At 48.3% G+C, this 14,445-nt stretch carries 15 protein-coding genes; 8 read left to right on the top strand and 7 right to left on the bottom strand.

Annotation, left to right across the window (positions count from 1 at the left end; translation table 11 throughout):
* Positions 1 to 9 precede the first annotated feature (9 nt).
* The 3 genes from GQE98_RS12135 to GQE98_RS12125 all read left to right on the top strand — a co-directional run bounded on the left by GQE98_RS12135 (position 10) and on the right by GQE98_RS12125 (position 3,180).
* Positions 10 to 882, top strand: coding sequence for a branched-chain amino acid ABC transporter permease (locus tag GQE98_RS12135; RefSeq protein ID WP_161315890.1), 873 nt, complete (start codon positions 10 to 12; stop codon positions 880 to 882).
* A gap of 4 nt (positions 883 to 886) precedes the next feature.
* The gene (locus tag GQE98_RS12130) at positions 887 to 1,894 is read left to right on the top strand and encodes a branched-chain amino acid ABC transporter permease (RefSeq protein WP_161315889.1); all 1,008 of its coding nucleotides are present in this window, start codon (positions 887 to 889) and stop codon (positions 1,892 to 1,894) included.
* Between the two features lie 68 nt (positions 1,895 to 1,962).
* Positions 1,963 to 3,180: an ABC transporter substrate-binding protein gene (locus tag GQE98_RS12125; RefSeq protein ID WP_161315888.1), complete on the top strand. Its 1,218-nt coding sequence runs from the start codon at positions 1,963 to 1,965 to the stop codon at positions 3,178 to 3,180.
* A 76-nt stretch (positions 3,181 to 3,256) separates the two neighbouring features.
* On the opposite strand, the gene GQE98_RS12120 is transcribed toward GQE98_RS12125, so the two are convergent.
* From GQE98_RS12120 to GQE98_RS12110, 3 genes are all read right to left on the bottom strand, one after another.
* Positions 3,257 to 4,315 (bottom strand): alcohol dehydrogenase, encoded by a 1,059-nt coding sequence (locus GQE98_RS12120; RefSeq protein ID WP_161315887.1) that lies wholly within the window; start codon positions 4,313 to 4,315, stop codon positions 3,257 to 3,259.
* Between the two features lie 106 nt (positions 4,316 to 4,421).
* A complete protein-coding gene (gene hspQ, locus GQE98_RS12115) occupies positions 4,422 to 4,763 on the bottom strand; it encodes a heat shock protein HspQ (protein ID WP_161315886.1) in 342 nt (113 codons plus the stop codon).
* An 86-nt stretch (positions 4,764 to 4,849) separates the two neighbouring features.
* Positions 4,850 to 6,397, bottom strand: coding sequence for an AMP-binding protein (locus GQE98_RS12110; RefSeq protein WP_161315885.1), 1,548 nt, complete (start codon positions 6,395 to 6,397; stop codon positions 4,850 to 4,852).
* 121 nt (positions 6,398 to 6,518) lie between these two features.
* Between GQE98_RS12110 and GQE98_RS18565 the strand changes: the two genes are divergently transcribed.
* Positions 6,519 to 6,698, top strand: a complete 180-nt coding sequence (locus GQE98_RS18565) for a DegT/DnrJ/EryC1/StrS family aminotransferase (protein WP_161315884.1) — start codon at positions 6,519 to 6,521, stop codon at positions 6,696 to 6,698.
* A 52-nt stretch (positions 6,699 to 6,750) separates the two neighbouring features.
* Here GQE98_RS18565 and GQE98_RS12100 read toward each other — a convergent pair whose 3' ends face one another.
* On the bottom strand, positions 6,751 to 7,812 hold the full coding sequence (locus tag GQE98_RS12100) for a DegT/DnrJ/EryC1/StrS family aminotransferase (RefSeq protein ID WP_161315883.1): 1,062 nt from the start codon (positions 7,810 to 7,812) through the stop codon (positions 6,751 to 6,753).
* Positions 7,813 to 8,097: 285 nt separating this feature from the next.
* Here GQE98_RS12100 and GQE98_RS12095 point away from each other — a divergent pair, with 285 nt between their 5' ends.
* Complete coding sequence (locus GQE98_RS12095; RefSeq protein WP_161315882.1) at positions 8,098 to 9,000, top strand: DMT family transporter; 903 nt, start codon at positions 8,098 to 8,100, stop codon at positions 8,998 to 9,000.
* Here GQE98_RS12095 and glpD read toward each other — a convergent pair.
* Positions 8,997 to 10,499 carry a glycerol-3-phosphate dehydrogenase gene (glpD, locus tag GQE98_RS12090; RefSeq protein ID WP_161315881.1) on the bottom strand — a complete coding sequence of 501 codons (1,503 nt, stop codon included), beginning with the start codon at positions 10,497 to 10,499 and terminating at the stop codon, positions 8,997 to 8,999. The two genes, GQE98_RS12095 and glpD, sit on opposite strands and share 4 nt — an antisense overlap.
* Before the next feature lie 118 nt (positions 10,500 to 10,617).
* Positions 10,618 to 11,382 carry a DeoR/GlpR family DNA-binding transcription regulator gene (locus GQE98_RS12085; RefSeq protein ID WP_161315880.1) on the bottom strand — a complete coding sequence of 255 codons (765 nt, stop codon included), beginning with the start codon at positions 11,380 to 11,382 and terminating at the stop codon, positions 10,618 to 10,620.
* Between the two features lie 227 nt (positions 11,383 to 11,609).
* Here GQE98_RS12085 and GQE98_RS12080 point away from each other — a divergent pair, with 227 nt between their 5' ends.
* Genes GQE98_RS12080 through GQE98_RS12070 form a run of 3 tightly spaced genes read left to right on the top strand, consistent with a single transcriptional unit; the run spans position 11,610 to position 13,848 of the window.
* On the top strand, positions 11,610 to 12,314 hold the full coding sequence (locus GQE98_RS12080) for an ABC transporter permease (protein ID WP_161315879.1): 705 nt from the start codon (positions 11,610 to 11,612) through the stop codon (positions 12,312 to 12,314).
* On the top strand, positions 12,308 to 13,024 hold the full coding sequence (locus GQE98_RS12075; protein ID WP_161315878.1) for an ATP-binding cassette domain-containing protein: 717 nt from the start codon (positions 12,308 to 12,310) through the stop codon (positions 13,022 to 13,024). The genes GQE98_RS12080 and GQE98_RS12075 overlap by 7 nt, the downstream gene beginning before the upstream one ends.
* Positions 13,021 to 13,848: an ABC transporter substrate-binding protein gene (locus GQE98_RS12070; RefSeq protein ID WP_161315877.1), complete on the top strand. Its 828-nt coding sequence runs from the start codon at positions 13,021 to 13,023 to the stop codon at positions 13,846 to 13,848. The genes GQE98_RS12075 and GQE98_RS12070 overlap by 4 nt, the downstream gene beginning before the upstream one ends.
* Here the strand turns inward: GQE98_RS12070 and GQE98_RS12065 are convergent.
* A complete protein-coding gene (locus GQE98_RS12065; protein ID WP_202526255.1) occupies positions 13,845 to 14,444 on the bottom strand; it encodes a 2-hydroxychromene-2-carboxylate isomerase in 600 nt (199 codons plus the stop codon). The genes GQE98_RS12070 and GQE98_RS12065 overlap by 4 nt on opposite strands.
* Position 14,445 lies beyond the last annotated feature (1 nt).

Genomic DNA, 14,445 nt, shown 5'->3' with positions numbered 1-14,445 from the left:
GAAGCTCCCATGGATCTCTTTTTACAGCAAATTCTGACCGGGATTGCGAATGGCGCTATTTATGCTTGCCTGGCACTCGCGGTTGTCATGATTTATCAGGCTATTGATCATTTTAATTTCGCGCAGGGCGAAATGGCCATGTTCAGTACCTATATCTGTTGGGCGATGATCGCCGGTGGTGTGCCTTATTGGCTTGCTTTTTTTGCGACGATCGTCGTGTCCTTTGTGGGCGGCCTGGCGATTGAGCGAATAATATTCAAGCCTCTGCATAATGCACCTGTTCTCAGTCATGTGGTTGTATTTATTGGCCTTATTGCAATATTTAACAGTTCCGCAGGTGCTATCTGGGACCATAATATCAAAACATTTCCCTCTCCTTTTCCCAGCGGGTCATTCGGTGGACTGATTGGCTTGCATGAGGTCGGGATGTTCTTTGTAACCCTGATTTTACTGTTGGGTATATTCTGTTTCTTTCGCTTTACGCGAGTTGGCATGGCAATGCAGGCGGCGGCAGCCAATCCGGATTCTGCGGAGCTGGTTGGCATTCGGGTCGGTTGGATGCTCGCGCTTGGCTGGGGTTTAGCTGCGGCTATCGGTGCTGTTGCCGGCATGATGATTGCTCCGATTGTCTTCCTCGATCCAAATATGATGCTGGGTATTCTTCTTTATGGTTTTGCAGCGGCAATTGTCGGAGGGATTACAAGTCCTGGCGGTGCCGTGGCGGGAGGGTTTCTGGTTGGTATTATTGAGAATTTGGTCGGTACTTATATCCCGGCAATTGGAAGTGAGCTGAAACTGACGGTCGCGCTTGTACTTATCGTGACTGTTTTATTATTCAAGCCGAACGGGCTGTTCGGAAAGACAATTGTGACCAGGGTATAATAATATGGCAACCGATGTTGAAACGCGTTTGGATTCCAGGCTGACAGTTGGCGAAAAAATTCCCGTCAAATTGGTGATCCCGGTAATTGTGATCGGCGCAATAATTCCCTTTGTCCTGGGAGGTTACGCAACCTTTCAGGGCACATTGATCATGATCTATGCTATCGCTATTCTGGGTCTAAATCTCTTAACGGGATTTAACGGCCAATTTTCCCTAGGGCATAGCGCTTTCTATGCTATTGGCGCCTATACGGCGGCCATTCTTGTGTATCATCTGGACTGGCCGGTATATGTGACCATACCAATAGGCGGCGTAGTTTGCTTCTTCGCCGGATTTCTTTTTGGGTTGCCGGCATTGCGATTGGAAGGGCTTTACCTGGCGCTGGCGACTTTTGCGCTGGGGGTGGCGGTTCCCCAGATCCTGAAGTCGTCCCATCTTGAAGGTTTGACGGGCGGGGTTCAGGGGTTGGATGTTTTCCGTCCCGATGTGCCGGCTTTTCTGGTCGATAATTTTGGTCTGACCATGGACCAGTGGTGGTATCTGATCGTATTTGTCGTGATGCTTTTAATGTTCTGGGTTGCCTGGAATCTGATTAACAGCCGAACAGGGCGCGCCATGATGGCGATCCGCGATAATCCTATTGCCGCAAGGTCCATGGGCGTGAATGCCTCTCTCTATAAATCGCTTACATTCGGCGTAAGCGCATTTTACACCGGTATCGCCGGCGCTATGGCAGCAATTATCATTGAGTTTGTCGCACCAGATAGCTTTACTTTCCAATTATCTATTCTACTATTCATTGGAATGGTTGTCGGTGGAACCACATCGATTTGGGGAGCGGTTTTTGGTGGCATGTTTATTTTGTTAATACCAAATTTTGCAGAAGAAATTTCTACGGGACTTTCTTATGCCATTTTCGGCGTTATTCTAATATTAGTTATTTATGTTATGCCCTCAGGTTTTGCGGGGTTGGTAAATCTTCTAAGGGCTCGAATAAAAAAGATAATGTGAACTCTTAGTCGTGAGCGAGAAGAATATCTTTATCAATAAGATATGGTGAAAAATAACAGGAGGTACTAATGAATACCGGGAGAAAATTAGCGATTACCTTCGCTGCCGTTGCCGCAATGGGAATGGCTGCGAGTTCGGCGCTTGCCGACAAAATGTATGGGCCTGGTGTGACCGATGATTCTATTAAGCTCGGAAACACGATGCCTTACAGTGGCCCTGCCGCTGCCTATGGTCAGATTGGTAAAGCTACTGCCGCCTATTTCGACAAGATCAATAAGGAAAATGGTGGTGTAAACGGTCGCAAGATAGAGTTTATTTCGCTGGACGATGGCTATAGCCCGCCTAAAACGAAAGAACAGGTTCGCAAACTTGTTGAGCAGGATGAAGTATTGCTCATCTTGGAAAGCCTGGGAACGCCAACGAACTCAGCTATTCATAACTACATGAACAAGAAAAAGGTTCCGCAGCTGTTCGTTGCAACGGGCGCAACAAAATGGGGCGATCCTGAGAACTTCCCTTGGACAATGGGCTGGCAGCCGAGCTACCAGACGGAAGGTAAACTGTTCGGGGCCTATATCATGGAGAATGTGCAGGACCCAAAAGTCGCCATTCTGTTTCAGAACGACGACTATGGTAAAGACTATGTTCACGGGCTGAAAGAGTATTTGGGTGACAAGGCCGATTCCATAATTGTCGCCGAGGAAAGCTTTGAGGTAACAGACCCGACGATCAACTCTCAGATGATCAAGCTGAAAGACAGTGGTGCAAATGTCTTTTTCAATGTCTCCACACCAAAGTTCGCAGCCCAAGCGGTTAAGAAGTTCCGCGAATTGAACTGGGATGCTGTTTTCCTGAATAATTCGGTTTCTAACTCCGTAGGCGCCGTTTACAAGCCTGCCGGTCTGGAAAATTCGAAAGGTATCATTTCTCTGATGTATTATATGGACATCACTGATCCGGCTAACTTCGATACAGAGCCATATAAAAAATGGTCAGCATTTATGGACACTTACTATCCGGATGGAGACAAAACCAGTGCCTTTACTGCATATGGGTATCTGGTTGGACAGACGATGGAACAGGTGTTGAAGCAGGCTGGTGACAATCTGACACGTGAGAATGTTATGAAGGAAGCTGCTAACCTGGATCTGGAACTAGACATGATGTTGCCGGGTATTAAAATTCAAACGGGTCCGAATGACTTCTTCCCGATTGAAGCAATGATGCCAGTTGAATTCAACGGCGAGAAGTTTAATCCGCTGGGCAAGGTTGTCTCTGTAAACTAATCAGATAGTTGATTTTATGAAGAAGGGCAGGGGATGGAATATCCTCTGCCCTTTTTTTGTGGCATGATTTCGGTACTTACTTATTGGGGCTGAGTACGACCCGGCCCTTAATCTTTCCCGCATGTAGATCTGTCAGCGCGCTGTTGGCCTCGTCGAGCGGGCGGACTTCATAGGGGATAGGTGCGATTTTTCCGGCTTTGACCAGCGTCATCATCTCGTGCATTTCTTCCAGTGAGCCGACGTAGGAGCCCTGAATCGTACGCATCATTAGTGGCAGCATGGCAATGGAGAGAGGCATGGAATCTCCGAACAGACCTACGGTCACCATATGGCCGCCTTTTCTTAAACTATTGAAACCAAACTGGGCGGTCGCCGGGGCGCCGACAAAATCAATGGCACCGGCTGCGCCCCCATTTGTAATTTCCTGGAGCTTCGTGAGGGCTGCTTCAGGGTCGCTGTTATCGATGGTTTCATGGGCTCCTGACTGACGGGCGATAGAGCGCTTTGTGTCGTCAATGTCAGCAACAATAATTTTCGCCTTGACCACGCTTGACGCAAAATGAACCGCCGACAAGCCAACACCCCCGGCCCCAATAATGACGAGATGATCATCTTCGCGCAGATGAGAAAGCTTTTTGAGTGCGCTATAGGCTGTCAGGCCCGAACAGGCATAAGTACAGGCCAGCTCGGTCGGGATACCGTCATAGGGGATCAGGTATTTCGGATGGGGAGCGATAACTTCGTCTGCATAGCCACCGTTATAACGTGTGCCGACAGTTTGCGGCGCCATACAAAGAAGTTCATCCCCAGCCAGGCAGACATTGCATTTACCACATCCTATCCAGGGGAAGACAATCCGTTTATCACCAATGTTGACGCCTTCAGCTTCAGGGCCAAGCGCGGCGACCACTCCGACGACCTCATGACCGAGCGTGAAAGGGAGTTTCATGCGTTGTAAAAGGTCCATCTTCTGACCCTCGCCCAGATCGAAGAAACCCTCCCATATGTGAAGATCACTATGGCAAACACCACAGGCCGAGACCTTCAGCAGAACTTCGGTTCCTTTGGGCTCGGGCGTTGGATAGTCCCGTGCTTGCAGCGGCGCGCCAAACTCTATGATTTGTTGGCAATGCATATTTTTCCTCCCCATTGATTATTTTTAGTTGGAGAAATTATGCTAGCTCTTTTCGCGTGCGACAACCAGATTTTCTATGTTTGGATGTAAGGATCTATTCCGAGTACTAGGATTGCAAACGGTTGCTGAAAAGATAGCGTCCGTCACGAAGCTCAGAGAAGAAATCTTTCACTGCAGGATGTGATACAGGTTTCCCGCTGTCATCAATCAGGAGATTTTGCTCCGATACATAGGCCTCATAAGTTGTCTCGGCATTTTCAGCAAACAAATGATAGAAAGGCTGGTCTTTCTTTGGCCGAACCTCTTCGGGAATCGACTGCCACCATTCTTCACTATTGTTAAATGTCGGGTCGACATCATAAATGACGCCGCGAAATGGATAAACGCGGTGTTTCACGATTTGTCCGATAGCAAACTTGGCTGCTCTTACATGTGGATCATTGCTCATAACAGGCCATAATAGTGGAGATTACCTTATCGGCAAGCTCTGAACGTCCAAATTTCTCGGTAGCTTATATATTAGAAACTATCGATCTAAACAATTCGGCTCTTCTTGTCCCCCCAATAGCGATCTCTCAGCAATCGCTTGTAGAGCTTTCCAGTGGGAAGCCGCGGAAGCTGATCTTCAAAATCAAAGGTCCGCGGGCATTTTTGGGGTGAGAGATGTTCACGACAGAAGAGATCCAGTTCACGTGAAAGGCCATCGTCCGGTACTACGTCAGGCATAGGCTGGATTACAGCCTTAACTTCTTCACCAAAATCTTCATTAGGAACGCCGAAAACCGCGGCATCCGCGACCTTCGGATGGGTGATCAGTAAATTTTCGCATTCCTGCGGATAAATATTTACGCCACCTGAGACGATCATAAAGCTCGCCCGATCCGTAAGATAGAGAAAGCCATCTTTATCAATGTAACCCATGTCGCCAACAGTGCTCATCGTGCCATCTGGAGATAAGGCATCTTTGGTTCGTGCCGGATCATTGAAATATTCAAACTGTGTCGCAGTCTTGAACCAGACCGTTCCGGGAGTCTCTACAGGGCAGGGATTCATCTCGTCATCCAGAATATGAAGCTCCCCGAGGAGCACTTTTCCAACCGAACCCGGATGCGAAAGCCATTCTTCACTGTTACAGGCCGTAAATCCAAGCCCCTCTGTTGCTCCATAGTACTCGTGAATTATTGGGCCCCACCACTCAATCATTTGCTGCTTCACCTGAGTCGGGCAGGGGGCCGCAGCGTGGATTGCTATTTCCAAAGAAGAAAGGTCAGCACGCTCTCGAACCTCCGCCGGAAGCTTAAGCATGCGAGAGAACATTGTGGGGACCAGTTGGCTGTGGGTGACTTTATATTTGCTGATTAATTCAAGATACTGTTCCGGGTCGAATTTTTCCATGATAATGACGGTGCCGCCAAACCGGATGGCGAAATTGCACGCGGCCTGCGGCGCAGAATGATAGAGAGGCGCTGGCGATAAATACACCATGTTTTCGCGATACTGCCAAAGACCCTGGAGGAAATTATAAAGGGGAATTTGCTCAAGAGGGTGATTGTCAGGCATCGGGCGGAGAATGCCTTTCGGTTGCCCTGTGGTTCCGGATGAATACAGCATCGAAAGGCCAAGCCGTTCGTTCTCCAGAGGTGCCGATGGGTACTCGGCAGTTGCCTCCTGAAGATTTACAAACTGACCGTCAGTTTCGCCGTTGACAACAATTCCCATAATCACATTTGGGCAAGATTTTAAGGCTTCACGCGCAATCGCCCTTTTTGCTTCTGACGTGATGAGAATTTTAGCTTCGCTGTTGTTGATAATATAGGCAAGTTCTTCAGCCGTCAGATAGGAATTGATGCAAGTGTAATAAAGACCGGAACGTTCACCTGATCCGCAGCTTTCAAAATACCAGGCGTTATTTTCCATGAAAATCGCATAGTGATCGCCTTGGGTGAGGCCATTTTGTTGTAGAAAATGGGCCAACTTGTTAGTTCTTGCCTCATACTCCCTGTAGGTAACAGTTTCTCCGGATGAGGCCATGATATATGCGGGTCGATCGGGGTTTTCAGTAGCAAATTTCCCTGGATACATGCTGATTTTCTCCCATTATATTTATTTCTTCTTTCAGAAGGTATTGTTAATGGAAGGATAGGTTCCGTGAGATGCAACTGCAACATTTATATGGCTTTATGCGCTGTGGCATTAAGTCCGGATGTTGGGCTTTTTTGTATTTGTGGACATTCGTTCAGAAACTCATAATCTTGATGAGATGGCACTTGAAGGTGCGATGACTGAGAAGACGGAATCGATCGTTCCAGTCCACTATGCCGACTGGTCTGAGGAAGAACAAGTGAATGTTATTATAGAGATTTTCTCGTTTTTCGGACGTTAGTTTGCATGGGCCGGCATTGCCGTCTGTGAGCCTGCATACCTCACTGTTCTCTTCATGCATTATGTTTTTGTGTTAGCCGGGAAAAATCTTCAAGCAATATTTCTTCTGTCAAATAGGACACATCCGGATGGCAGGGGATGTTAACAAGGCGGTGATAAATATCTACACAATTTGGCGTGTTCGCGAGCGGTAAATAATACTTTGCAAGCATAAGATGCTGTGCCGCGTCGACATCTTCCTGCCTAACAGGGTAGGCCGCACAAAAAGGAAGGCTGGTCGCTGGTGTTATATCGTCAAATGAGTATAGCGGTTGCAATCCCGCTTTTGCCGCTATTTTTGTGACTCTTTCAATCTGCTCGAGATAGAGAGGTTTCCACTCGTTTACCCGGTTTAAACGATCGATTTGAAAGGCGCAGGCAATGTCGGATACCTTGCCGTTGTTTATCCATTGCTTTCTTTCAGAGGCTTTTATCGGACCGTAATTCAGGAGATTGTAAATTGCATCTGTCTCGTCTTTCGGTGACAGAATTAACCCGCCCTCTCCGGCGCCGTATGGTTTTGTGTGGTGCAGGCTGAAACTTTGATATGGCCAGTCGGAAACTCTATCGTTGAGGCCGGCTGCATTGTCAATCACCATGAATTTCTCATGCTTCTTCGCAAATTCTATGAATGGGCCAAAATCTTTCCAGGCTCCAAAAGGGTTGGTAACGATGAAGCCATCAAAATTGTTTAAGCCGAGCTGTTCCAGCGCTTCCAGATTTAATATGCCTTCCCGGGTACAATCGACGAATTGCATATCGCTAAAGTAGCCGCGCCCAAGGTTATTAAAACTGAAGGAACTGGCCGCCCATCGAATAGGTCTGCCAAACTTGATTTCAAGGAATTTTGCAATCGCCTCCAACCCAATGCCGCCGTTTGCGCAAGGTGTAATGGCGAGTCCTACAGACAAGTTAAAGTGCTTTTCATATTTTTCAGTAAGCAAATAATAAAGCGGGCCGCGGTTTGCCCACATATTGGTCTCAATGCATTGCTCAAGTAGCTCTGCGATGTAATTCATATCCGGCCGCTTGCTCTCCACAAAGGGCATCTTTACCTTGTTATCTGATATTTTCACAACCACATGGCCTTCTTTATGAAATTTCGAAATCAGCTGAGTTTTCAATACTATAGTAAACCAAAAATGATAAATTTTCTGTTTACTTACTAACTTAGGTGGTCACAATTGCGTCTTAATCCTTATGGAAACCTAATTCACTTTAAGGCGAGTGTGCAAATTTAGCGCGGGCTGTCCGAGTGAAGCCACTGCGGTGCGCAATTGATAATTCAGACTATCTATTAACACGGTGGCCCGTCAATATAACAATAATACAAAAAAAAGAGATAGGACGGGGAAACCGCCATGGCGCATGGTTCTACGCCTCCAGAGAATGGAAGAATAAGGAGCGGGGATATTTTCCTTGTCGGAGCCGTTCTTGCATGGGGCATTAATTTTCCGATTGCAAAGTATGTACTCGATTTTATGGATCCAGTCGTATTTTCTGCAACGCGTTATTTGACGGCGAGCATGCTTCTTTTTGGATTTCTGCTACTCCGAAATATAGCTATTGCAATTTCGCTTAAAGAAGCTGCTATGCTTTTGCTTATTGGTTTGTTAAGCGTTGCCCTGTTTCAGGGCGGGTGGGCGTTCGGTCTCAGTCTCACTTCCGCCTCAAAAGCGTCCGTTTTAATAACGACCTCTCCAATATTTGGCGCCTTGATTTCTGCTTTAATGGGAAATCGCCCCGGCAAAATGGCCTGTTTTGGTATCTTGCTTTCCTTTTTTGGGGTGGCTGTCGTTATTAATAATAGCCTGACAGAGATCACGTTCAGTGCAGGCTCGATCATAGGGGATATGCTGATCGTTGCGGCAGCAATGATGTGGGCTATCTATACTTTTGTAGCGGGCCCCCTGGTCGCCCGACGCGGCCCTCTTTTGGTCACAGCCTGGGCAAACCTATTTGGCTCCGTTGTATTGATGCTGTTCGGGATACCAAGTCTTTTTGAGCAAAACTGGGAAAATATATCGGTGCTAGGCTGGATGAGCTGGGCCATTACCGCAATCTTTGGTGCGGCACTTGCCTTTGTCTGGTATTGCGCAGGGATTGCTCGTCTTGGGGTAACAAAAGGGATGGTCTATAGTTTCCTTATTCCTGTTATTGCAATCCTTAGCTCAGTCATTTTGCTTGACGAAGTTATCACCTTTGTTCAGGTGCTTGGTGCCGTTATCGTTTTAATAGGGGTCAAATTAACCCGCGCTGATTAACTTGTACTATTCGACGTCATCCAGTCACTGAGAGTTGCAATCTGTTCTTTACGCATTCCTATGCCTAATTTACTTCTGCGCCAAAGAATATCGTCGGCAGTCCTTGCCCATTCTCTATCCATCAGATATCTGACTTCTCTCTCGAACAGGCCACAGCCGAAATCCTCGCCAAGGTCGGTTTTTTGAGAAGCATCTCCCAATAGATCGAACAGGCGTGTTCCATAAGCGCGGAGCAGACGCTCTGATTGATGCGTCTCTATAAATGGATACCTCTCGCAAACTTTTGCCAGGAGCTCCGTAAACTCTTCCATTGGGAAATCACCGCCCGGAAGCGGTGCATTAATTGTCCATTCCTGGTTCATTTTCCCGAGTTTTTGTTCGGCCATTTCCATAACCGCTTCCGCGAGGCGGCGATAGGTGGTTATCTTGCCGCCGAAGATATTCAGAAGAGGGGCGTTATCCTCATTAGTTTGCCATCGTAGTACATAATCGCGTGTCGCCTCCTGTGCCTTCGTTGCGCCGTCATCGAATAAGGGTCGCACGGCGGAATAGGTCCAGACAACGTCTTGTTCCCGAACCGGTTTCTCGAAATACTCACTCGCTGCGTTACAGAGGTAGGAAATCTCCGTATCACTGATCGCTACATTCTCTGGGTCACCGTCATAATCCTGATCTGTTGTTCCAATCAGGGTGTAGTCGTTCTCATAGGGAATGGCAAAGATGATACGGTCGTCTGCGTTCTGGAATATGTAGCATCTGTCATGCTCATAGAGTTTCGGAATAATGATATGACTTCCCTGAACGAGGCGGACGTTAGGCGAGGTGGGGGAGTGGGACGCAGCCTGAATGATGTTATCGACCCAGGGGCCCGCTGCATTAATGATCATTCGCGCTGTTCTGGTTGTCGTTTGGCTGTTCGCCGTATCCTGTGTCGTTACATGCCAGAGCCCATCCTTATATGCGGCGGCGATACATTTTGTGCGGGTTTCAATGAGCGCACCGCGAGCCGCAGCGTCCATTGCATTCAGGACAACCAGGCGTGAATCGTTAACCCAGCAGTCCGAATATTCAAAGCCAGTTGAAAATTCTTTTTTTAAGGGATTTCCTGGTGGGTTTTTTTGGAGGTTGAGAGATTTCGTCGCAGGTAGCTTTTTGCGGCCGCCAAGATGATCATAAAGAAAGAGCCCAAGCCTGAGTAACCATTTAGGTCTCAGCCCCTTGTGATGGGGAAGCACAAACCGTAATGGCCAGATGATATGCGGCGCATTGGCCCAAAGCACCTCTCTCTCCTGAAGAGCCTTTCGGACCAGCCGGAATTCATAATGCTCAAGATAGCGTAGTCCGCCATGAATGAGTTTTGTCGACCCCGAGGACGTGCCGCTTGCAAGATCGTTCATTTCGCAAAGGGCAACGGAGTAGCCTCGGCCTGCGGCATCGCGGGCAACGCCGCATCCGTTTATGCCTCCTCCGATTACAAAAATGTCAAAATCTGCGGTCATGAATCTACGCTTTCTTGAAGGCTGTTTCGCCAAGTTACAGCAATTAACGAAGATTTATAGCGTAAATATGAAAATAAAAGGAAATTAAATTTATAAATATACTTTCGTTTTTAGCGGGTCAGGCGGCCGTCTCTATTACCCGGACGTCTCCTTCGGCGCATATACGGCGTATCGACGGTTCTGTGATTTTATCTGTTACAAAGGTATCGACCTGCGCCAGCTGTGCGATGACAACGGGCGCGCGGCGTTTGAATTTCGTGGAGTCGGCAACCAGTATGACATGGCGGGCGTTGGTGATGATCGCCTGCGCAACCTTGACTTCCCGGAAATCAAAATCCAGAAGTGAACCGTCCGGATCGATTGCGGAAGCACCAATTACCGCGTAGTCAACACGGAACTGATTGATGAAATCTATGGCGGCTTCACCGACAATGCCCCCATCGGAATGGCGAACAACACCGCCGGCTATCGCAACTTCGAATGATGGATAAAGGCGTAAATTATTGGCAACATTGATATTATTGGTCACGACCATCAATCCCTTATGATTGACTAAGCTATGCCCAACGGCTTCTGTCGTGGTGCCGATATTCATGAAAAGGGCAGATTGGTCAGGGATAAGTTTTGCGGTTTCAGCGCCAATGGCAGCTTTTTCTTCCGCGGCGATTTGACGTCTTGTCTCATACTCGACGTTCTTACGGGTTTCGGGATAGAGCGCGCCGCCGTGGAACCGGGCGAGGATTTTACTTGAACAAAGGGCGTTCAAGTCCATTCGTATTGTTTGCGGCGTAATATCGAAATGCGCCGCCAGTTCATCGACCTGTACGCGTCCCCGAGATTTCGCAAGTTCGACAATTTCCGCCTGACGGGCGTTCAAATGCATTGGTTACTCTCCTACTTTCGTTCGAGTATACTGAAAACCCCATGCGAATTGGAAAGAAAAAGATACTAGAATAAATGCGATCTATATACATAATCTCCACTTGGTGATGAACTCGGGGGTAAGCTTTCAACTTTCGGGCATCTTTTGCGAGTGCGAGGAAAGGCAGAATATTGGGAAAATGAACGGCATGAGCTTCAAACTTTTGGACCAGTCAGAGCATAAGCTTTATGAATGATCTTCTGGCAGGATTACAGTCTGCGATTGGGCTGATACTTCATCTGGACCATGATCTGGTGGAAATTTCCTTAAGATCTTTGCAGGTGACCATATCGGCAGTCCTGATATCCGCGGCAATTGGGTTGCCATTCGGCGCGTGGCTCTCTGTGACGCGATTTCGATATCGTCGTCTCGCGATTGCCCTGTTAAACGCTTTGATGGGCCTTCCGCCTGTCGTTGTTGGTCTTTTCGTTTATATCCTGCTGTCACGTTCTGGCCCGTTTGGGGTGCTTGATCTTCTTTTTACTCCAACGGCAATGATAATTGCCCAAGTTATCATTGTGACTCCGATCATTGCCTCAATTTCGCATCAGTCAATGCGCGATCTCTGGTTTCAATATCATGATCTGCTGATCTCCATCAAAACCACCAAGTGGCAGCGCATGAAGGCTCTGCTCTGGGATGGACGGCGTGGTCTTTTGACTGCGACATTGACCGGGTTCGGAAGAGGGATCGGAGAAATCGGGGCAATCATGATCGTCGGCGGGAATATCGACCATTTGACACGTGTGTTGACAACGGCAATTGCACTGGAAGTTGGCAAGGGTGATTTTCCGCTGGCCCTTGGGCTGGGCATCGTCCTCATTTCCATGGCGATCCTGATTAATCTCACGATCCATATCCTGTCTCGAACGGAGCGGGAGGGAACATGGTAGAGACAATCCTGCCGGTGGAGCTTAACGGTGCAGTTGTGCGAAAGGGCGAGAAAATTATCATTGGTCCGCTTGATCTCTCAATTGGAGGGACGGGCTGCAGTATTCTTATTGGACCCAATGGTGCGGGAAAGACGACGTTACTTCGGTTGCTTCACGGATTAGAGCGGGCGAATAGCGGTGCCGTCAAATGGTCCGCAAGGAAGAATGAGGTTTTCAGCCGCCAATCTTTTGTCTTTCAATCACCTGTCGTTTTGCGCCGCTCAGGTGTCGAGAACATTGCCTATCCCCTAATTGTTCGCGGGGTTGCCAGGAAAATGGCCCGGGCCGAGGCGGAAAAATGGATAGATGAAATTGGTCTTGGCGACGTAGGGCGGTACGATGCACATGTGCTTTCCGGTGGAGAAAAGCAGAAGCTCGCCATGGCACGGGCGCTGATAACTAAGCCGGAGGTCCTGTTCCTCGATGAGCCCACGGCAAATCTGGACGGAGCCTCGACTTTGGAAATTGAAAGACTGATCCTATCCGCAAGGGACAAGGGAACGCGCATCATTATGGCAACCCATGATTTTGGTCAGGCGAGGCGTCTCGCCGATGATATCCTGTTCATGCATAGGGGAAGAATACATGAGCGCGCATCCACGGAAGACTTCTTTGATGAACCGAAAACAGAGGAAGCAAATAAATTTATAAGAGGGGACCTGTTACTATGAAAATTCGATCAATAATCGCTGCCTGTGCTTTGTTGGCGATGACAGCTATTAATGCGGTCGCCGAGGATATGAAAATGGCGGTGACGACATCCTTCCACAATTCCGGCCTTTCTGACATCCTGATCCCGGAAATCAAGAAAGATACCGGCATTGACGTATATCTTCTTGTTGTCGGAACAGGGCAGGCGCTCAAGCTTGGCCGTGCAGGGGATGTGGATGCGATACTCGTTCATTCACGCAAGGCGGAGGAAGAGTTTGTCGAAACGGGATATGGCACTCACCGGCGGGAAATCATGTATAATGATTTTGTCCTGATTGGACCGAAATCCGATGAAGCAGGCATTGCCAATGCCAAAACAGCAGCAGATGCGCTGACGGCGATTGCGAAGACAAAATCTGTTTTTGTCAGCCGGGGGGATGACAGCGGTACGCATCGCAAGGAACTGGCGCTCTGGAAAAATTCAGGACTGGATCCGGAAAACTTCGAGGGAAACTGGTACCGCGCGAGCGGGTCCGGCATGGGGACGACACTCAACACGGCAAGCGGAATGAATGGCTATGTCTTTGCAGACCGGGCGAGCTGGCTCAACTTCAAGAACAAGGGAGACCTTGCGCTTTTGTTCTCAGGCGATCCGGTTCTTTTCAATCAATATGCCTATCTGCCGGTCAACCCGGAGAAACATCCACATGTCAAAAAGGACCTGACAGCAAAACTTGAAAAATGGCTGGTCAGCCCCAAAGCACAGAAATTGATCGGCGATTACGAAATCGCCGGGGAGCAGCTCTTTACGCCAAATGCCGGTGTGCTGGATAGTGATAGCTAGACACCCAGGGTGTGGGCCATCATTTCAAGGTGGTCCTGCCCATAGAACATATCATCATCGATAAAATAGGTGGGGGAACCAAAGAGATGTCGCGTAATTGCTTCCTCAGTATTACGGGCATAAATTTTTCGCACCTCTTCCGATGCTGCAGTTTCCAATAAGGGCGCAGGGTCAATTCCCGCTCGCTCTCCGATTGTCGTGAGGTCGTCGGCTTTATCCAGATCAAAATCCTCAACCCAATGCGCGCGTAGCATTTCATGTGAAAGCCGGTCGATATTCAGACCCTGAACCAGCCCGGCGATGAGCATGCAATTTGATAGGGTTATATCATGATGGTGATAGGTAGGCGTATGGCTCAATACCGGGATATTTCTGTATTCTGCCCAGCGAATGATCTCCCGGCCAAAGAAATAATCCGTATGAGCCTGCGATCGATTTCCAAAGGCGGGTGCACCTGTGGCCTCAACTAGTTTCCGCAAATCAAACGGCCGATGATCGATTTCCCGCCCGGCGGCTTTTGCAATCCGCATGAGCTCGGCATGACCCAAATAGGCATAAGCGGAATAGCCTGCGTAATAATATTCAATTGTCGACATG

Origin of the sequence: Sneathiella litorea (assembly GCF_009882915.1) — a bacterium.
In the GTDB taxonomy this organism is placed as follows: domain Bacteria; phylum Pseudomonadota; class Alphaproteobacteria; order Sneathiellales; family Sneathiellaceae; genus Sneathiella; species Sneathiella litorea.
This window is presented reverse-complemented; position numbering and strand designations above follow the sequence as displayed.